General features: G+C 59.7%; 17 protein-coding genes, 2 tRNA genes, 1 rRNA gene and 2 pseudogenes. 18 read left to right on the forward strand and 4 right to left on the reverse strand.

The genetic code is table 11. The annotated features are described in order from the left end of the window. Positions 1-4: 4 nt before the first annotated feature. The 6 genes from fliM to fliR all read left to right on the forward strand — a co-directional run bounded on the left by fliM (position 5) and on the right by fliR (position 3784). Positions 5-1009: a flagellar motor switch protein FliM gene (fliM, locus tag CCX87_RS03085; protein WP_087743645.1), complete on the forward strand. Its 1005-nt coding sequence runs from the start codon at positions 5-7 to the stop codon at positions 1007-1009. Continuing rightward, complete coding sequence (fliN, locus tag CCX87_RS03090) at positions 999-1439, forward strand: flagellar motor switch protein FliN (RefSeq protein ID WP_087743646.1); 441 nt, start codon at positions 999-1001, stop codon at positions 1437-1439. Before fliM ends, fliN begins: the two co-directional genes overlap by 11 nt. A 7-nt stretch (positions 1440-1446) precedes the next feature. Next, a complete protein-coding gene (locus CCX87_RS03095; RefSeq protein WP_087743648.1) occupies positions 1447-1791 on the forward strand; it encodes a FliO/MopB family protein in 345 nt (114 codons plus the stop codon). 73 nt (positions 1792-1864) lie between these two features. Further along, positions 1865-2575 (forward strand): flagellar type III secretion system pore protein FliP, encoded by a 711-nt coding sequence (fliP, locus tag CCX87_RS03100; RefSeq protein WP_232476531.1) that lies wholly within the window; start codon positions 1865-1867, stop codon positions 2573-2575. A gap of 12 nt (positions 2576-2587) precedes the next feature. Next, on the forward strand, positions 2588-2857 hold the full coding sequence (fliQ, locus tag CCX87_RS03105) for a flagellar biosynthesis protein FliQ (RefSeq protein WP_087743652.1): 270 nt from the start codon (positions 2588-2590) through the stop codon (positions 2855-2857). Positions 2858-3013: 156 nt separating this feature from the next. Then, complete coding sequence (gene fliR / locus CCX87_RS03110; protein WP_087743655.1) at positions 3014-3784, forward strand: flagellar biosynthetic protein FliR; 771 nt, start codon at positions 3014-3016, stop codon at positions 3782-3784. On the opposite strand, the gene CCX87_RS03115 is transcribed toward fliR, so the two are convergent. Then, positions 3785-4414: a response regulator gene (locus CCX87_RS03115; protein ID WP_087743657.1), complete on the reverse strand. Its 630-nt coding sequence runs from the start codon at positions 4412-4414 to the stop codon at positions 3785-3787. It lies immediately after the preceding gene. Further along, positions 4411-4866, reverse strand: a pseudogene (locus tag CCX87_RS03120) (sensor histidine kinase); the annotation flags it as partial. The gene CCX87_RS03115 and the pseudogene CCX87_RS03120, both read right to left, overlap by 4 nt. A 144-nt stretch (positions 4867-5010) precedes the next feature. Here CCX87_RS03120 and istA point away from each other — a divergent pair. Then, a complete protein-coding gene (gene istA, locus CCX87_RS03125; protein ID WP_087743140.1) occupies positions 5011-6651 on the forward strand; it encodes an IS21 family transposase in 1641 nt (546 codons plus the stop codon). Then, positions 6648-7412, forward strand: a complete 765-nt coding sequence (istB, locus tag CCX87_RS03130) for an IS21-like element helper ATPase IstB (protein ID WP_060983853.1) — start codon at positions 6648-6650, stop codon at positions 7410-7412. The genes istA and istB overlap by 4 nt, the downstream gene beginning before the upstream one ends. Before the next feature lie 68 nt (positions 7413-7480). Here the strand turns inward: istB and CCX87_RS03135 are convergent. Beyond that, positions 7481-8140, reverse strand: a pseudogene (locus CCX87_RS03135) (response regulator); the annotation flags it as partial. A gap of 175 nt (positions 8141-8315) precedes the next feature. Between CCX87_RS03135 and CCX87_RS03140 the strand changes: the two are divergent. The 7 genes from CCX87_RS03140 (at position 8316) to CCX87_RS03170 (ending at position 14841) form a co-directional block, all read left to right on the forward strand. Then, positions 8316-8762, forward strand: coding sequence for a hypothetical protein (locus CCX87_RS03140; protein ID WP_087743658.1), 447 nt, complete (start codon positions 8316-8318; stop codon positions 8760-8762). A gap of 49 nt (positions 8763-8811) precedes the next feature. Beyond that, positions 8812-9174 (forward strand): response regulator, encoded by a 363-nt coding sequence (locus CCX87_RS03145; protein WP_087743660.1) that lies wholly within the window; start codon positions 8812-8814, stop codon positions 9172-9174. A 39-nt stretch (positions 9175-9213) separates the two neighbouring features. Continuing rightward, positions 9214-11367 carry a chemotaxis protein CheW gene (locus CCX87_RS03150; RefSeq protein WP_087743662.1) on the forward strand — a complete coding sequence of 718 codons (2154 nt, stop codon included), beginning with the start codon at positions 9214-9216 and terminating at the stop codon, positions 11365-11367. A 54-nt stretch (positions 11368-11421) separates the two neighbouring features. Then, complete coding sequence (locus tag CCX87_RS03155; protein WP_087748149.1) at positions 11422-11910, forward strand: chemotaxis protein CheW; 489 nt, start codon at positions 11422-11424, stop codon at positions 11908-11910. Between the two features lie 108 nt (positions 11911-12018). Beyond that, positions 12019-12930 (forward strand): CheR family methyltransferase, encoded by a 912-nt coding sequence (locus tag CCX87_RS03160; protein WP_087743666.1) that lies wholly within the window; start codon positions 12019-12021, stop codon positions 12928-12930. An 84-nt stretch (positions 12931-13014) separates the two neighbouring features. Beyond that, a complete protein-coding gene (gene cheD / locus CCX87_RS03165) occupies positions 13015-13725 on the forward strand; it encodes a chemoreceptor glutamine deamidase CheD (RefSeq protein ID WP_087743669.1) in 711 nt (236 codons plus the stop codon). A gap of 15 nt (positions 13726-13740) precedes the next feature. After that, the gene (locus CCX87_RS03170; RefSeq protein ID WP_087743671.1) at positions 13741-14841 is read left to right on the forward strand and encodes a protein-glutamate methylesterase/protein-glutamine glutaminase; all 1101 of its coding nucleotides are present in this window, start codon (positions 13741-13743) and stop codon (positions 14839-14841) included. A 52-nt stretch (positions 14842-14893) separates the two neighbouring features. Here the strand turns inward: CCX87_RS03170 and CCX87_RS03175 are convergent, their stop codons facing one another. After that, a complete protein-coding gene (locus CCX87_RS03175) occupies positions 14894-16792 on the reverse strand; it encodes an ATP-binding cassette domain-containing protein (protein WP_087743673.1) in 1899 nt (632 codons plus the stop codon). A gap of 637 nt (positions 16793-17429) precedes the next feature. Between CCX87_RS03175 and CCX87_RS03180 the strand changes: the two genes are divergently transcribed. From CCX87_RS03180 to CCX87_RS03190, 3 genes are all read left to right on the forward strand, one after another. Then, a 16S ribosomal RNA gene (locus CCX87_RS03180) occupies positions 17430-18962 on the forward strand. A 91-nt stretch (positions 18963-19053) separates the two neighbouring features. After that, positions 19054-19130, forward strand: a tRNA-Ile gene (locus CCX87_RS03185). A gap of 31 nt (positions 19131-19161) precedes the next feature. Further along, positions 19162-19237: transfer RNA gene (locus CCX87_RS03190), tRNA-Ala, on the forward strand. The last annotated feature ends 329 nt before the right edge of the window (positions 19238-19566 follow it).

The following is a 19566-nucleotide window of genomic DNA, read 5'->3' on the forward strand; positions in this document are numbered from 1 at the left end:
TTCCATGAGTGATTCATTTCTATCCCAGGAAGAGGTTGACGCCCTTCTGGAGGGGGTCACCGGAGAGAGTCAGAAATCGGTGGAGGAAGTCGCCGAGGCGGGGGCTGTCCGCAACTACGACATCGCCAGCCAGGAGCGTATTGTTCGTGGCCGCATGCCGACGATGGAAATTGTCAACGAGCGGTTTGCACGCAATTTCCGCATCGGGTTGTTCAACTTTATCCGGCGCAGCCCCGAAATCTCGGTGGGCACTGTTTCGGTGCAGCGCTACAGCGCCTTCCTGCGCGAACTGGCGGTGCCCACCAATTTCAACATTGTGGCCATCCGGCCTTTGCGTGGCAGTGGACTGATCGTGTGCGAGCCTTCGCTGGTGTTCGGCATCATCGACACACTGTATGGCGGTGTGGGCAAGTTTCAGACCCGGATTGAGGGGCGAGACTTTTCCCCCACCGAGCAGCGCGTCATCAACCGGCTGGTGGATGTGATTTGCGCTGAATACAAGAAGGCGTGGCACGGTATCTATCCGCTGGAGCTGGAATACCAGCGTTCGGAAATGCAGCCCCAGTTTGCGAATATCGCCACGCCCAGTGAAATTGTGGTCTCCACGGCTTTTCAGCTGGAGATCGGCGACCTCTCGGGCGCCATCCATATCTGCATGCCTTATGCCACTCTGGAGCCGATCCGGGATGTGCTGTATTCGTCCACGCAGGGTGATTCGATCGAGGTCGATCGCCGCTGGGTGCGGGTGCTGACGCGCGAAATCCAGGCCGCCGAAGTGACCCTGGTGGCAGAGCTGGCGCGCGCCGATGCCACCGTGGAGCAGCTGCTGGCCATGAAGCCCGGCGATTTCATTGAACTGGACCGGGAACCCCGTATTCGGGCCTCCATTGGTGGAGTGCCTATTTTTGAGTGCCAATACGGCACCCACAATTCCAAATATGCGATTCGCATTGAAGAATGCCTGCGCAATGCGGACATGAGCTGGCTTGGAGAAAAAGATGCCCACTGAAGACAACAAGAACGAAAAAGACAGCGCGGATGATCCGTTTGCCGGCTGGGCCGAGGCCCTGGAAGAGCAAAAGCGCACCGATGACAAGCCCGGTGATGCGGAGCAGGGCGGGCCGTTGTCCGGCGAACCGGTTCGTCCGTTTTCGGGTGGCGGTGACGGAACGGTCAACGACATCAACATGGTGCTCGACATTCCCGTGCAGCTGTCGGTGGAACTGGGGCGTACCAAGGTGCCCATCAAGTACATCCTCCAGTTGGCGCAGGGATCGGTGGTGGAACTCGACGCGCTGGCGGGCGAGCCCATGGATGTGTTGGTCAACGGCTACCTGATTGCGCAGGGCGAGGTGGTGGTGGTCAATGACAAGTTTGGCATTCGTCTCACCGATGTGGTAACCCCATCGGAACGCCTGCGGCGGGTCAGCCGTGGATAGTGCCGGCATGACCCAGACGCTTGTCATCGTGGTGCTGTTCGTGGCGGCCATGGCGGCCTTGCCGTGGCTGGTGCGGCGAGTGCAGTTGCGCCATGCGGCGGGCGGTGCTCCGGGAGGCGCTGCGTCTCGCGTGCTGTCCGCCGTGGCGGTTGGTCCGCAGCAGCGTGTGGTGACCGTGGAGGTGGGGCCAGAAGGGGCCCGCGCCTGTCTGGTGCTGGGGGTGACAGCCCAGAACATTACCTGTCTGCATGTCGTGGGCGCCCCCGCTGCCGCTCAGGAGACTTCTGTGGCCTCGTTTGCCGGTGCCATGGCGCTGGCCGCACAAACCCCAGAAAAGGCTTCGCATGTCTGAATCGGCTGGCGGATGCCGAGGCAGAGCGGGGGGGGCATCGCGCCCGATGGCATGGCTGGTAGGATTTGCTGCGATGGCCATGGTGCATGTGCCGGCTATCGCCCAAAGTGGAGGATCGTTGCCTTTGCTTGTGGGATCGGGCAGCGCGGGGACCAGTTTTTCGGTGCCTATCCAGACATTGCTGTTCTTCACGGCGCTGTCGTTTCTGCCTGCGGTGCTGCTGATGATGACGGGATTTACCCGCATCGTCATCGTGCTGTCGCTGTTGCGTCAGGCCCTGGGGACGCAGTCGGCCCCGCCCAATCAGGTCATCATTGGCTTGTCGCTCTTTCTCACGGTTTTTGTCATGGGGCCCACGCTGGACCGCGTGTACAAGGACGCCTATGTGCCCTACACCACCAACGCCATCAGCTTCGAGGCGGCGCTGGAAAAAGCCGAGGCACCGATGCGGGAGTTCATGCTCAAGCAGACCCGGCAGTCCGACTTTGCGCTGTTTTCCCGCCTGGCGCGGCTGGACGCTGCAGTCACCGCCGAAACCGCTCCCCTGCGGGTGTTGGTGCCAGCCTTTGTGACGAGTGAGCTCAAGTCCGCATTCCAGATCGGATTCATGATCTTCATCCCATTTCTGGTGATCGACATGGTGGTGTCCAGCATCTTGATGTCCTTAGGCATGATGATGTTGTCGCCCGTGCTGGTGGCATTGCCGTTCAAGCTCATGCTGTTTGTTCTGGCCGATGGCTGGAATCTGCTGATTGGCTCGCTGGCGGCCAGTTTTGTGACCTGAGGACTCCGTTGTATGACCTCTCAACTGGTTTTAACGATGGGGCGCGAAGCACTCACCCTGCTTTTGATGATCGCCATGCCCGTGCTGGGTGTCGTGATGGCGGTCGGTTTGGTGGTTAGCATCTTTCAGGCCGTGACACAGATCCATGAGGCCACCCTGGCCTTTGTTCCCAAGCTCATCGCCGCCATGGTGGTCTTTGCGGTGGCAGGTCCGTGGATGATCAGCACGCTGGTGGACTACATCCGCCGGACCATTGAATCGATACCGTCCGTGGTGGCCTGATGTGGCAGACAGCTTGCGGACGGTGAGGACGCCGCGCCAATTCACCCGCCATGGTGCGATGTCGCCGGGCTGTGCGGGCGGCGGGTGTGTTCCAGCGCCGGTGGCTGGCCGCTTGCGGGGCATGCCCGTGTTCCATGGCTGGACGGTGGATTTTTCGTGATTACCTTCACCGAGGCGCAGCTCGTGGCCTGGATTTCGCCCATCCTTTGGCCCTTTTTGCGCGTGCTGGCCGTTTTTACGGTGGCGCCTGTTTTCTCGATGCGTGCCATTCCCATGCGGGTGAAGGTGGGGCTGGCCTTTCTGGTCGCGCTGTGCGCGCAGGCGGTTTTGACCAACCAGCCGGTGATCAGTGTGAACGGACGCGAGGCCCTGGGGGCCGTGGCGCAGCAGGTGGTGGTGGGCCTGGCCATTGGGTTTGCGGTGCGGCTGGTGTTCACAGCCGTGGAGCTGGCGGGGGAAATCATTGGTCTGCAGATGGGCCTGAATTTCGCTTCGTTCTTCGACCCGGCGAGCAATGCGCAGGTCAGCGCGGTCGCGCGATTTTTCGGGAATATGGCAACCTTGCTCTTTGTGGTCATCAATGGGCACCTGATGGTGTTGATGGCCGTGGTCAAGAGTTTTGACAGTTTCCCCGCCGACGGGAATTTCCTGCAGGCGCTGGGGCAGATGCACCTGCACGAACTGGGGGCCTCGCTGTTTTCCAGTGCTTTGTGGATTGCGCTGCCAATGATCGCGTTGCTGACGTTTGTCAACCTGACCCTGGGCATTATTTCCCGCGTGGCCCCGCAGATGAATATCTATGCGGTGGGTTTCCCGGTAACCCTGACGGTCGGCTTGCTTGGCATTGCCGCCACTTTGCCCATGCTGGAGCAGCCGGTGCTGGCGTTGATGCAGCAGGTCATGGATCTATTTGAGGTTCAGCGGTAGTCAAACCAGCTCGTTGCGGATGGCGTAGACCGTCAGTTCCGCGTTGTTGGAGAGCTTGAGTTTTTCGAGAACCCGGGAGCGATAGACACTGACGGTTTTGGGGCTGAGCATCAGTTCTTCGGCAATGTCCGACAGCCTGCGTCCCGAGGCAATCTTGACCAGGGTTTGTAACTCGCGCTCGGAGAGCGCGGCGTGTGGCACCTCGGGCGCAGGCTGGGCCAGGCTTTCCGCCAGCATCTGGGCCACTTCGGGCGTCAGGTATTTTCGCCCCTGCACCACGGTGCGCACGGCGGCAATGAGCTCGACCGGATCGCTGGCCTTGTTGGCATATCCCTGCGCCCCGGCACGCAGGCAGCGCAGCGCATATTGGTCTTCGGGATACATCGAGACCACCAGCACCTTGATGCTGGCGTGGGTCTCGCGCACACTGGCCAGCACTTCCAGGCCGCTGCGGCCGGGCATGTTCAGGTCCAGCAGCAGCACATCGCAGGGTGTGGAGCGCAGCACCTCGCGCAGCTCCGAGTACCCTCCCGCTTCGCCGGTGACAAGGATGTCGGGGGCTTCTGCCAGCGTATCGCGTATGCCACGGCGCAACACAGCATGGTCATCACACAACACAACATGAATCACTGGGACGCTCCTTCATCGGATGCATTGTCGCGCGATGCGATAGGAACGGAGAGAATCACGCTGGTACCTTTGCCGGGCTGGCTGCTGATGTCCAACCAGCCGTTCACGGTGCGTGCCCGCTCCAGCAAGCCCTTCAGGCCAAACGCCTTGGGTTTGTCGCGCATGGAGGGCTCCATTCCGCAGCCGTCGTCAGCAACTTCCAGCGTCAGCACGCCTTCACTGTCTGCCAGGTCGATGTGGACTCTTTGTGGGGCTGCATATTTGGCGACGTTGGTCAGTGCTTCCTGGGCGGTCCGATAGGCGACCAACTGCACTTCGGCCGGTATGTTTGCGACGGCGCTGCTCATACGAAGCACCGTCGAGACGCCCGTGCGCCGCTCGAAACTGCTGGCCAGCCACTGGACAGCGGCGGCCAGGCCCTGATCAAGGATGGGCGGGCGCAAGTTCATCATCCCTGATGGCCACCCAAATTCCCCCGTCTATGGCCACCTCAAACTCCCCCACCTGAACTGATCGGGGATAGGGGTTAAACGCCGGCGCCGTCGGCACCTGTTGGCAGGACATTGATCCGGTCTTCCTCGAGGGAAGGCCAAGGAGTGAATGTCTTGAAGTCCAACCAACGCGCCACCATAGAGACACTGCTGGAGCGCAATACATCGCAACGCGAGATCGCCCGCATCACGGGCATCGACCGCAAGACGGTCAGGAGCTATCACCAACGCTGGCTGGAGCAACTGCAGTCAAATTCCCCCGGGGTGGCCACCGGCTCGGCCCAGCAAATTCCCCCACCCTGGCCACCGGCTGCTGTGCCGGTGGCCACCTCCCTGTGCGAACCCTGGCGCGAGTTCATCGAAGCCCAGTTGCGTCTGAAGCGCAACGCCATGGCCATCTTCCAGGACCTGGTCGACCAGCACGGATTTACTGGTCAGTACAACTCGGTCAAACGCTTCTGTGCAAAGCTGCGCCACAAGGAGCCCGAGCAGTTCGACCGCCTGTCCTTTCTGCCTGGGGAGGAGATGCAGGTGGACTACGGCGAGGGCGCGCCCACCCGCGTGCCGGGCAGCGAGCGGTACCGCAAGCCCCGCCTGTTCGTGGCCACGCTGCGCTACTCGCGCGCCAGTTTCCGCTGCGTGGTCTGGAAGTCCAGCCAGCAAATCTGGGCCGAGTTGCACGAGCAGGCTCTGCGGTACTTCGGTGGCTGCCCGCAGTACGTGGTTCTGGACAATCTGAAGGAAGGCGTCTTCAAGCCCGACCTGTACGAGCCCGAACTCAACAAAGTCTACGCCGCCACCCTGGCGCACTATGGCGTGGTGGCCGACCCGGCGCGGGTGCGAGACCCCAACCGCAAGGGCACGGTGGAGCATGCCATTGGCCACACCCAGGCCACGGCCTTGAAGGGCCGGCGCTTTGAGTCCATCGAGGCCCAGAACGAGTTCCTGGCGCACTGGGAGAAGAGCTGGGCAGCCAAGCGCATCCACGGCACCGAGCGGCGCCAGGTGCAGGCCATGTTCGAGGAGGAGCGCAGCCACCTCAAACCTCTGCCGCTCCTGGGCATGCAGTATTTCGAGGAGGCGGTGCGCACCGTCTGCGACGACAGCTGCGTGCGGGTGGATCACAGCAGCTACGCCGCTCGCCCGGCGAACATCGGCTCCAAGATGCTGGTGCGCATCTATGCCCAGCGCATCGAGATCCGCGATCTGCAAACCGGCGCCTTGCTGCGCACCCACGCCAAAGCCGAGCGCCCCGGCACGGTGGTGCTGCCCATGGAGGAGCGGGTATTCAATCCTTCGCGCGAGACCCGTCTGATCCTGCGTCAGGCTGGCGAGATCGGTGAGCACGCCAAACGGCTGTGTGAGCTGCTCTTTGCCATCGAGGGTCGGGTGGGCCAGCGCAAGCTCTGGGGCATCGTCAGCCTGGCCAGGCGATACCCAGCGCACTGCGTCGACACCGCCTGCGCACAGGCCCTGGAGCAGGGGATTTACAGCTACAAGCGCGTGCTGGCTTTGACCGAGGCCATCTTTGCCCAGGCGCTCAACGCCATCGAGACCCAGTCCAGCGGTGCGCCCGCCGGCGGCGGGCGCACGCTGACCCAGCAGCACGAGCTCATCCGCGACGCCGATGAGTACGCCGATCTGTTCGCGCACGCTGCGGCCGTCACAGCCACGAGCACGCTCGAGTCCGCCACGGCGAACACCACCACCAACAACACCAACAACGCACCTGGAATTCAGCCATGAACATGATCGAGATCGAACGCGCGCTGCGCGAGCTGCGTCTGTCCGGCATTGCCGAGACCCTGTCCACCCGCGTGATGCAGGCCCAGGCCGCGCAGGAGCCCTTCCTGGAGACCTTTGGGGCCATGCTGCAAGACGAACTGGACCGCCGGCGCTCGCGTCTGACCGAGCGCCGCTTCAAGCGCTCGGGCCTGGATGAGCGGCCCTCGCTGGCTGACTTCGACTGGCGTTTCAACCCGAAGCTGCCGCGCAGCGCCTGCTTCGAGTTGCATACCCTGAAGTTCATCGGCGAGGGCGCCAATGCGCTGATCATCGGCAAGCCCGGTACCGGCAAGAGCCATGTGGCCAAGGCCGTGGCCTACCAGGCCACGCTGCAGGGATACGACGCGCGTTACCTGGAAGCCGACACCGAGTTTGCTCGCTACGCGTTGGCCAGCGACTCAGAGCGCACCGAGCTGCTCAAGGACTGGGTCTCACCGGACCTGATCATCCTCGATGACCTGTTCCTGGCCAGACGCATCAGCGAGCACGCAGCCGAGGTGCTGCAGGCCATCGTGCACCAGCGCTACAAGCTGCGCCGCTCCATCGTCATCACATCCAACCGCGTGGTGCAGGACTGGGGCAAATATCTGGGCGACGCCACCATGGCCACCACCATCCTGGACCGCCTCATGCACCGCTGCGCAATGCTGGAGTTCGAGGGCAAGAGCTACCGCCTCAAGGAGGCTGCCGCACGCATCGCCATCACGCCCGAGTCGTCATAATCCGACCGTCCTGCCTGGGGGAATTTGGGGTGGCCAAGGGTGGGGGAATTTGACCTGGCCATCGGGGTCATGATGCGCTGGCTGGCACCAATGGCATGCTGCAGCATGTCGGCCGCAGCCGCGGCATGTTCCTGGATCGCAGTGTCATGGGTGTGGCGCCCGATCCAGGCGATATCAAAGCGCACGGCTGTGAGGGCGCCACCGATATCGTCGTGGATTTCCCGGGCGATTGCCGCCCGCTCCCGTTCGATGGATGTTTGCAGGTGCTCGGTCAGGTCTGCCAGGTGGCGCTGGGACGCGGCCAGTTCGGCTATGGCGTGTTCGCGCATCCTCCTCGCCTCGTGGACCTCGATGGCGCGCGCCATGACGTGGGGCAGGCGCACCATGTCGCCTTTGGACAGGTAATCCGCGATTCCGAGTCGCATGGCGTCGACGGCCGCTGTTTCCCCGATGGCCCCGGAGAGCAGGACAAAGGGAGGATGTTGCGGCAATTGCGCAACATGCCGCCATGCATCCAGGGCTGTAAAACCAGCCAAGTGGTAGTCGGCCAGGATGATGTCGAAAGGCTCGCTTGTTGTCAGTGTCTGGAAGGCATCCAGCGTATCCACATGCTGGAGCGTGAATGTCATTCCCGAGCGGCGCAATGCCGTCTTGGCGAGCCCGTGATCGGCAAGAGAGTCTTCAAGATGAAGGATTTTCAGGGGATGGTCTGGTATTGCGTTGACCATAGGGGCGCTATCATAGGATACATATTGGAACAAATAGTGTTATCTCGCGGAAGGCATGCGGTACTAAGCGCCAGACGAGCAACGCCGTGTTGGGTGAAGGTCTGGTGCTTGGCGACAGATTCTGCGGGAGTTGCTTTTGTGCGTGCTTTGCAATATTTGCCGGGATGGAAGAACGATGCAATCTACGCTCACACCCTCCGGAGGACCCGGAGTGCAGGTTCCCGTCATGGTCGCGGCGGAACTGCAGGACTCGCTGCTGGTGGTCATGCACGACTTGCATCGGCTCGAAGGGTTGCTGACCCACGCCACGGACAATTTGCTGGAGCGCTTTGGAGAGGCCAATGCCGCCTTGTCCGATGTGGCGATCGCCGGTGCGCCCGAATTGATGGCTGCACGAACCGCATTGCGCAGGGCCGTGACCGAGTTGCAGTTTCAGGACATGGCGTCGCAGTTGATCTGGCATACCACCAAGGTGCTTCAGGGTTGCGCCTTTCGGCTTGCCTCGGAAGCCATGGGCCATGAGGACGGTGAAGAGGCGGCGCCATTTGCCGAAATGGCCCCTGACCGCCCCAATCCTGTGACCCAGAGCGAAATGGATGCGGGTTCCGTCGATCTGTTTTGACGTTTACATCGCTGGTTAACCTATACATTCAAGTCAGTTGGAGCCTTACATGCAATCGATCCTTGCCGTAGATGATTCACCTTCCATGCGAAAAATGGTGTCTTTTACCCTCACGGGTGCTGGCTACCATGTGGTGGAAGCCGTGGATGGGCAGGATGCCCTGGAAAAGGCGGAAATCCACGACATCCATTTGGTGCTCGCGGACCAGAACATGCCCCGACTCGACGGCATCGGCCTGACACGCAAGCTGCGTGAGCACCCAAAATTCAAGACCATTCCCATATTGATTCTGACCACCGAATCCAGTGACCAAATGAAACAGGCGGGCCGTGCTGCGGGTGCCACGGGATGGCTGGTGAAGCCATTCGATCCGAGCCGATTGATCGAAGTGATTCAGAAAGTCATCCGCTGATTCGTCTGGACAGGGGAAAGCAAGACAACAGGAGCCTCCATGGCGGAAACCTACCAAGAAGGATCGGGGTCTGGTGCAGATTTTGATCTGAGCCAGTTCTATCAAATATTTTTCGAAGAAGCGGGCGAGAACCTCGATCAGATGGAGCACATGCTGCTTAATCTGGATCTGGTCCATGCCAACGACGAAGAACTCAACGGCATTTTCCGGTGCGCGCACTCGATCAAGGGCGGCTCGGCCACGTTCGGATTTGCCGATGTGGCCGAATTGACGCACCAGATGGAGTCGCTGCTGGACCGCCTGCGGCGCCACGAACTTCAACCGATCCCGCAGATGGTGGACGTATTGCTCGAATCGGCGGACGCATCGCGCAGTCTGCTGGCGCGCCACCAGGCGGGAGAGCAGGGCGAGGCGGTTTCCACCACCGATCTGGTGCACCGCATCAGTGAACTGGCGGCAGGCCGGGTGCCGGGTGACGCCGCGCCAGCACCCGCAGTGGCACCGGCACCCGCACCCGCACCCGCACCCGCTCCCGCTCCCGCAGTGGTGGCAGTCGCCGCAGCGCCCGTGTCGGTGCTGGCGCCAGCGGTGCTGCCCGGTCAGCCGCGCCAGCTGCACATCCAGATCGGGCCGCTGGAGCGCCCCGAGCAGGCGGATGCCATCAAGGAGCTGTTCCGTGACATCCCGGGTCTGGGGTCCATCAGCGACTTGCCCAATGCCGACCCTGCCACGCGCCGATTTGCCGTGGAGACCACATCGACCAACGACGATCTGCTGGACCTCTTTGCGTTCCACGTCGCCAAGGAGCAGGTGGCCATCAGCGATGCCGCGGCGACAGGTGCTGCCGCGGCCGAGACGGCCGCGCAAGGCGGTGATGCCGCCGAAGTGCCTTACGGTTTTTTTCAGGACGCGCCCGGAGCCCCCGTCAGTGCATCCGCAGCCCCAGTTGCGGCGGTGCCCGCAGCCACCGGGGCCAAGCCCGTGGCGCCCAAGGCAGCCGAGCCCAGGGTGCAAAGCCAGGCCCAGATGGAATCGACAACGATCCGGGTGGCCGTGAACAAGGTCGACCAGCTGATCAACCTGGTGGGCGAGCTGGTGATCACCCAGGCCATGCTGGCGCAAAACAGCCGGGGGCTCGACGCGGGCGCCTACCAGCAATTGCTGGCGGGGCTGGCGGATCTCGACCGCAACACCCGCGATCTGCAGGAATCGGTGATGTCGATCCGCATGATCCCCATGTCCATCGTCTTCAGCCGCTTTCCGCGCATGCTGCGCGATCTGGCGAATAAGCTCGGCAAGAAGGTGGATCTTGTGACGCTGGGCGAGGCGACTGAGCTGGACAAGGGCCTGGTGGAAAAAATCACCGACCCCTTGACCCACCTGGTGCGCAACAGCTGCGACCATGGCATTGAAATGCCTGCCGAGCGGCTAGCAAAAGGCAAGCCGGAGCATGGCACCATCACCCTTTCGGCCTCCCACCAGGGTGGTTCGATCGTGATCGAGGTGCGCGACGATGGCAAAGGGCTGTCGCGGGAAAAGATCCTGAGCAAGGCGCTGGAGCGTGGCATTGATGTGTCCGAGCACATGAGCGATGCCGAAGTCTGGCAGCTTATTTTTGCACCGGGCTTTTCCACGGCCGATGAGGTGACCGATGTGTCCGGCCGAGGCGTGGGCATGGACGTGGTCAAGCGCAACATTGCGGCGCTCAACGGCTCGGTCGAAATCGATTCGGCCGAAGGCTACGGGATGAGGGTGTCCGTGCGGCTGCCGCTGACGCTGGCCATCATGGACGGCATGTCGGTCGGCGTGGGTGACGAGGTCTACATTCTTCCCTTGTCGTCGGTGGTGGAGTCGTTCCAGGTCAAGGCCGAAGATGTCAGCACTGTCGCGCAAGGGTCGCAGCTGGTCAAGGTGCGGGACGAATACATGCCAGTGATTGCGCTGGAAAAGATATTCCAGGTGCCCCGCTTCGACGCCAGCAAATCCAGCAACATCATGGTGGTGGTGGAAGCCGATGGCAGCCGTGTGGCTCTTCTGGTGGACGAGTTGCTGGGCCAGCACCAGGTGGTGGTCAAGAACCTCGAATCCAACTATCGCAAAGTGCCCAATGTATCGGGGGCCACGATTTTGGGCGACGGCACCGTGGCCCTGATTCTGGATACCGGCGGGCTGGTGCGGCGAGCACGCCACTAGGTTATAGCGCCTGCGCAGATCGTCGCGGGCGCTGTCATGAAAGGAAAGATCACCATGAGTGTGATGGGAAAATCAGAAGAAACCACAGCGTCCGGTGCCCGGGAGTATCTGACGTTCAGGCTGGACCAGGAAGAATACGGAATCGACATTCTGAAAGTGCAGGAGATTCGTGGCTACGAGCCCCCCACCCGCATTGCCAATGCGCCCCCATTCATCAAGGGCGTGGTCAATTTGCGGGGTACGATAGTCCCCATTGTGGACATGCGCATCAAGTTCAACTGCGCGCAGGCAGACTACAACACCTTCACGGTGGTCATCATTTTGAATCTGCGCCAGCGGGTGGTCGGCATTGTGGTGGACTCGGTCAGCGATGTCATGGAACTCGCGTCCGGCAGTGTCCGTGCAGCCCCCGATATCGAAAGCGCGATTGACAACAGCTGCATCCTTGGCCTGGGCTCGGTGGGCGAGCGCATGCTCATCCTGTTGGATATTGAGAAACTGATGTCCAGTGTGGACATGGGGCTGGTAGCTGCCGACGATTAGAACGGGCGCATCGCTCAATCGGTGGCTCAGAGTCTCAGGCAACTACAGGCCCGTGAAATGCTTCACGGGGCTCCATGGAGCGAACAGGACTTCCCGTTGGAACCACACATGTCCCAGACCACCAGCACTGCATCTTCGACGCGAACGCGGACACTCTCCAGCAAGGCGGATACTGCCATTGGGGCAACGGCGGCATCCGGCCCTCTGTCGCAAGGGCGCGAATTTGTCTGGACCACAGCCGATTTCGCGCGCGTTCAGGGACTCATTTACCAGCGTGCCGGTATCAGCCTGCACGACGGCAAGCACGCGATGGTGTACAGCCGGCTCTCGCGCCGACTTCGGGAGACGGGGCACACGAGCTTCAACGAGTACCTGAGCTGGCTTGAAGCCCACGACGGGCCCGAGTGGCAAGAGTTCGTGAATGCCCTGACTACCAATCTGACGGCGTTTTTTCGTGAGCAGCACCATTTCGAAATTCTGGCCGCGCATCTGAAAAGCAAGCCTTCCGGCACGCCGTGGCGTGTCTGGTGCAATGCCGCCTCCACTGGGGAGGAGCCCTATTCCATTGTCATGACCGTCTTGGAAACGCTCGGCCCGAATGCGCCCTTCCAACTGACGGCCAGTGACATCGACTCTCGTGTTCTGGCAACGGCGGCGCAAGGTGTCTATCGTCTGGACAATGTCAAAGGGCTGAGCCCTGAGCGTCTTCACCAATTTTTCCTGCGTGGCAAGGCGGGCAATGAAGGCATGGTCCGCGCCAAACCAGAGATGCGCAAGGCAATCGAGTTCATGAGCGTGAACCTGATTCGCGATGATTGGCCGTTCCGGGAACCCTTCGATGTGGTCTTCTGCCGCAACGTCATGATTTATTTTGACGCCCCGACCCAGCGCAAAGTGCTGGAGCGAATTCACCGGGTGCTCAAACCCGGCGGAATGCTGTTCGTCGGTCATGCGGAGAACTTCAGTGAATCCCGCGACCTCTTCACCCTGCGCGGCAAAACGGTGTACGAACGGCGTTGAGCGCATCTGCTATGCCTTGCAATTTCCGTGACCAAATAATGATCCAACGCGATTTAGCCAGCGGTCTTTCCGGGATATCTTTCCATGGCGTTTGACACCACCGAGCGGCGGCGCGCGCCGCGCATTGCTCCTTTGAGCGCAGACATCTACGCCACTGCTGGCGCGTCGGTCGCAAAAGCGTCTTCCCTGGAGGCGTTGAAGGCTCGGGCACGCAAGTCTGGTGAGGCATCGTTCTTTTATCTGGATCACCACTTCCAGCACAACGCGGTGAAGGTGTTGCCGGGTGAGTATTTCGTTTCGGACGAGAGCATGGTCATCATGACCGTGCTGGGGTCCTGCATTGCTGCGTGTCTTTGGGACAGCCGAGCCCGTATTGGAGGAATGAACCATTTCATGCTTCCAGACGGAGATCTGGCGGATGTCTCAGGCCGCTATGGGTCTTACGCGATGGAGTTGCTGATCAATGAAATGCTCAAGCTGGGTGCCAGGCGCGAGACGCTGCAGGCCAAGATTTTTGGCGGTGCCCAGGTGATGCACAACTTCACCACGATGAACGTGGGTGAGCGCAACACGAATTTTGTATTGAACTATCTCCAGACCGAGCGTATTCCCATCATGTCCGAGGACGTGCTGGATATTTATCCGCGCAAAGTGGTGTTTTTCCCCGTGACTGGCAAAGTCATGGTGAAGCGGCTGGCGCATACCCATCCCGAAACGCTCGTGGCCCAAGAGGTGCGCGGAAATGCGGCCATTGTCGCGAAGACCACATCGGGCGGGTCGGTGGATCTGTTTTGAGGAAGGCGTGAGGGAATGAACAGGAAAATTCGGGTGGTGGTAGTGGATGATTCGGCGCTGGTGCGTAGTTTGCTGGCCGAAATCATCAATCGCCAGCGGGATATGGAGTGTGTCGGCACGGCCAATGATCCATTGGTTGCGCGGGAAATGATCCGCGAGCTAAACCCTGATGTGATCACGCTGGACGTGGAAATGCCGCGCATGGACGGCATTGACTTTCTGGGTCGATTGATGCGTTTGCGTCCCATGCCGGTGGTGATGATTTCCACACTGACCGAGCGCGGCGCTGAGGTCACTATGAAGGCGCTGGAACTGGGTGCCGTGGATTTTGTGGCCAAGCCCCGTGTGGGTTTGGCGAATGGCATCAATGAACTCGCCTCCCTGATCGTCGACAAGATTCGCGTGGCAGCGGTGGCACGGGTACGCCGTGCCGCGCCACCGCCACGCCATGCGGCTGCAGCATCAACCTCCGGGGTGGCACACCCCGCGCCAGCAGCGGCGTTGCTGGGGCGACTGTCGACAGAAAAACTGATTTGCATCGGTGCCTCGACGGGAGGCACGGAGGCGATCCGCGAAGTGCTGGTGCAGATGCCGGCCGATTCACCCGCGATTGTGATCACCCAGCATATGCCGCCTGGCTTTACCACCAGCTTTGCGGCGCGGCTCCATGGTTTGTGCCAGATCACGGTCAAGGAGGCCGTCAATGGCGAGCGGATCTTGCCGGGGCATGCTTATATCGCCCCTGGTGGCACGCAGTTTCATGTGGCGCGCAGTGGCGCCAATTACGTGGCGGTGGTGGACGATGGCGCTCCGGTCAACCGACACAAGCCCTCGGTGGAGGTGCTCTTCAAATCGGCAGCGACCGTGGTGGGTCGCAATGCGTTCGGGATCATGCTCACCGGTATGGGCAACGATGGCGCGGTGGCGATGCGGGAGATGAAAGATGCAGGCAGCTACAACTATGTGCAGGACGAGGCAAGCTGCATCGTGTTCGGTATGCCGCGCGAAGCGATTGCGCATGGTGCGGCAGACGAGGTGCTGCCTTTGAACCAGATCGCCCCCGCGTTGATCACCCGCCTGCGCGGGGCCACCAATCGCCTGCACCATCGCATCTGAACCAACCAAACCGCACTGCGGGGCGCACGCTTTGCGGCTGGTGGCCAGGAGTTCAGGCAGAAAGCGCTGACCAACGCTCCAGTGCCGCCATCAGCTGCTCCTCGATTTCCCCTTCGCGTGCATGGAGTGCGGCGGCTCGGGCAGCGTCCTGGCTGTACAGCGTGCCGTCGGCCAGCGTGTCCTGCAGGGTTTTCTGTTCGGCCTCCAGATCGGAAATCTGTTGTGGCAACTGGTCCAGTTCACGCTGCTCTTTGTAGCTAAGCTTCTTTTTTGATAGCTGCTCGGGCTTGCCTGATAAGCGCTCGGGGGTGATTTTGCTTGAAATATTTGCCGCGCTCTCCCTCGGAGCAGCGGCAGACGCTGCCAGGGCCCGGCTTCGCTTGGATTGAATCAGCCAGTCTTGCACGCCGCCCTCGTATTCACGCCAGTTGCCATCGCCTTCGAACGCGATGGTGCTGGTCACCACGTTGTCCAGAAAGGTGCGATCGTGGCTCACCAGAAATACGGTGCCATCGTAGGATTCCAGCAGGTCTTCCAGCAAGTCCAGCGTGTCGATGTCCAGGTCGTTGGTTGGCTCATCGAGCACCAGTACATTGGCAGGCCGCGCAAAAAGACGCGCCAGCAAAAGCCGGTTGCGCTCTCCGCCGGAAAGAGACCTCACGGGTGAATGCGCGCGGGCAGGGGAAAACAGGAAATCGCTCAGGTAGCTTTTGACGTGCTTGCGCTGTCCACCAATTTCAATCCACTCGCTGCCGGGACTGATGAAGTCTTCCAGGGTGGCATCCAGATTGATGGCGTGCCGCATCTGGTCGAAATATGCCACTTGGAGGTTCGCGCCCTGGCGTATCTGTCCCGCATCGGGCTGAAGTTCGCCCAGGATGAGCTTGAGCAGGGTGGTTTTTCCGGCCCCGTTCGGACCAATCAGCCCGACCTTGTCGCCGCGCAGGATGGTTGCGCTGAAGTTGCGGACAATGGTCTTGTCGCCGAACGCCTTGCTGACCCCGGTCAGTTCGGCCACGATCTTGCCCTGGTAGCCATTTTGTGAGCCCGTGGCAACGTCCATCTTGACGCTTCCCACCACATCCCGTCGCGCTTCCCGGCGCGCGCGCAGGTGCTCCAGCCGCGTGATCCGGCTTTGGCTGCGGGTGCGCCGCGCTTCCACGCCCCGGCGGATCCATACCTCTTCTTGCGCCAGTAATTTGTCGGCCTTGGCAGAAATGACGGCCTCTTGTGCGAGTTGCTCTTCCTTTTGCACAAGGTATTGGGCGAAGTTGCCCGGATAGGAGCGCAGTTGCCCTCGGTCCAGCTCCACAATTCGCGTGGCCACCCGGTCCAGAAAGGCCCGATCGTGGGTGATGGTGACAACGCTGCCGGGAAAGTCGAGCAGCAGGTCTTCAAGCCATTCGATGGAGTCCAGATCCAGATGATTGGTGGGCTCGTCCAGCAGCAGCACATCGGGCCGTGCCACCAATGCCTGGGCTAGGGCAACGCGCTTCTTGGTGCCTCCGGAGAGGGTGCCTACGACAGCATCCGGATCGAGATGCAGGCGTTGCAGCGTCTCTTCGACGCGCTGCTCCCAGTTCCAGGCGTCATAGGCTTCAATCACGGATTGCAGCGTGTCCAGATCAAGCCCCTCCGCCCCAGAAAGATACTGGTCTCTGACAGCAATCACATGCTGCAAACCTTCGGACGCCGCCTTGAAAATGGTGGCTTGCTGATCAAGGGAAGGCTCCTGCGCCACATAGGCGATGCGCACTCCTTGCTGTACCTGCAGGGTGCCATCATCTGGCTTGGCCAATCCCCCCAGAATTTTGAGCAGCGAGGACTTGCCAGCGCCGTTGCGTCCGATCAGCCCGATGCGCTCCGCGGTTTCAAGGGAAAAGCCGGCGTGATCCAGCAATGCGACATGCCCAAATGCAAGTTGGGCGTCCAGTAAGGTGATAAGTGCCATGGTGGAGCTGATTATCAGGGGGCGCCACCGGTTCTTTGATGGGGGCGGCAGTCACCCATGGTGCATCGAAATCATTTTCGCTGCACAACGAAGTTGAGAGGTGCCTACTTTGACAATGCAGATGTAGGTAGTTGGATGGCGAGCTGATAGGGGATTGGCTTCCTAGGAATTTCCATGCTATAGTCACAGGCTTCGCTGTTCAGAGGCGCCCTTTGGGTCTGTTCTGGGTAGCGAGGCAAGAGGGTTTAGCGAGAAGTTGGGGTTTTGGTTGATGCGGGGTAAAAACCCGGTATATAATTCAAGGCTTCGCTGGTATTTGCGGGTTGCTGGAGACGGCGGTTTGTGAAGAGAGTGCAAAGACCTTTTGGTTGACGGGGTTGAAAAAACTCTGATATAATTTAAGGCTCAGCTGATCGCAGCTGGGTCAAGATGGTAAAGAAACTTCGGTTGATTTATTGTCTGGGTTCATTAAAAACATACAGCCGATAAGCGTGGGCGTTTGATGGCGAGTGCCAAGTTCTTTGGAACTAGTGCTTAGCACTACAAACGCTCATGAGATAGAAGTGGAGAACACTTCAATTCTTTTTTATGAGTTGCTCGAGACTGTAAGAGGTTGAGGGCGAAAAAAATCAAGATCGAACTGTAGAGTTTGATCCTGGCTCAGATTGAACGCTGGCGGCATGCCTTACACATGCAAGTCGAACGGTAACAGGTCTTCGGATGCTGACGAGTGGCGAACGGGTGAGTAATACATCGGAACGTGCCCGATCGTGGGGGATAACGGAGCGAAAGCTTTGCTAATACCGCATACGATCTACGGATGAAAGCAGGGGACCGCAAGGCCTTGCGCGGACGGAGCGGCCGATGGCAGATTAGGTAGTTGGTGGGATAAAAGCTTACCAAGCCGACGATCTGTAGCTGGTCTGAGAGGACGACCAGCCACACTGGGACTGAGACACGGCCCAGACTCCTACGGGAGGCAGCAGTGGGGAATTTTGGACAATGGGCGCAAGCCTGATCCAGCCATGCCGCGTGCAGGATGAAGGCCTTCGGGTTGTAAACTGCTTTTGTACGGAACGAAAAGACTCTGGTTAATACCTGGGGTCCATGACGGTACCGTAAGAATAAGCACCGGCTAACTACGTGCCAGCAGCCGCGGTAATACGTAGGGTGCAAGCGTTAATCGGAATTACTGGGCGTAAAGCGTGCGCAGGCGGTTATGTAAGACAGATGTGAAATCCCCGGGCTCAACCTGGGAACTGCATTTGTGACTGCATAGCTAGAGTACGGCAGAGGGGGATGGAATTCCGCGTGTAGCAGTGAAATGCGTAGATATGCGGAGGAACACCGATGGCGAAGGCAATCCCCTGGGCCTGTACTGACGCTCATGCACGAAAGCGTGGGGAGCAAACAGGATTAGATACCCTGGTAGTCCACGCCCTAAACGATGTCAACTGGTTGTTGGGAATTCACTTTCTCAGTAACGAAGCTAACGCGTGAAGTTGACCGCCTGGGGAGTACGGCCGCAAGGTTGAAACTCAAAGGAATTGACGGGGACCCGCACAAGCGGTGGATGATGTGGTTTAATTCGATGCAACGCGAAAAACCTTACCCACCTTTGACATGTACGGAATCCTTTAGAGATAGAGGAGTGCTCGAAAGAGAGCCGTAACACAGGTGCTGCATGGCTGTCGTCAGCTCGTGTCGTGAGATGTTGGGTTAAGTCCCGCAACGAGCGCAACCCTTGTCATTAGTTGCTACATTTAGTTGGGCACTCTAATGAGACTGCCGGTGACAAACCGGAGGAAGGTGGGGATGACGTCAAGTCCTCATGGCCCTTATAGGTGGGGCTACACACGTCATACAATGGATGGTACAAAGGGTCGCCAACCCGCGAGGGGGAGCCAATCCCATAAAGCCATTCGTAGTCCGGATCGCAGTCTGCAACTCGACTGCGTGAAGTCGGAATCGCTAGTAATCGTGGATCAGAATGTCACGGTGAATACGTTCCCGGGTCTTGTACACACCGCCCGTCACACCATGGGAGCGGGTTCTGCCAGAAGTAGTTAGCCTAACCGCAAGGAGGGCGATTACCACGGCAGGGTTCGTGACTGGGGTGAAGTCGTAACAAGGTAGCCGTATCGGAAGGTGCGGCTGGATCACCTCCTTTCTGGAAAACTGCATTCAATATTGAACGCCCACACTTATCGGTTGTTGGAACAAGCTGCTGACTTGCGAAGTCATTCGCAAGAAGGCGGAATGGGTCTGTAGCTCAGCTGGTTAGAGCACTGTGTTGATAACGCAGGGGTCGTTGGTTCGAGCCCAACTAGACCCACCAATTCCAATTGCTAGATGCGGTATGAGGACGAGGGGGATTAGCTCAGCTGGGAGAGCACCTGCTTTGCAAGCAGGGGGTCGTCGGTTCGATCCCGTCATCCTCCACCACCAATGACGACGAAGAAGAAAAAAGAAAAGTATTTCGGTAAATCAACACCAAAGCGGCTTTGAGCAGAAATGTGAAAGGCCTCTTTGTTGTTGATCAATATCATTTGATCAATCGGCTGTTCTTTAAAAATTCATAGAGTCGAATCAGAGTTGTCGGCGGAAACTGCACATTCGTAAAGGTTTAGTGCAGACCGTGCCGCTGGCAACAAGAATTTTTGATTGCGTCAAAACGAATATTCAAACCTAGTTTGAAATTCTTAAGTAATACGATGACAACTCGAAAGGGTTGAAGTTGTTTACGGCATAACGCGTCAGGTGAAAGACCTGGC

The organism is Acidovorax sp. T1, assembly GCF_002176815.1.
Classification (GTDB): Bacteria; Pseudomonadota; Gammaproteobacteria; order Burkholderiales; family Burkholderiaceae_C; genus Acidovorax.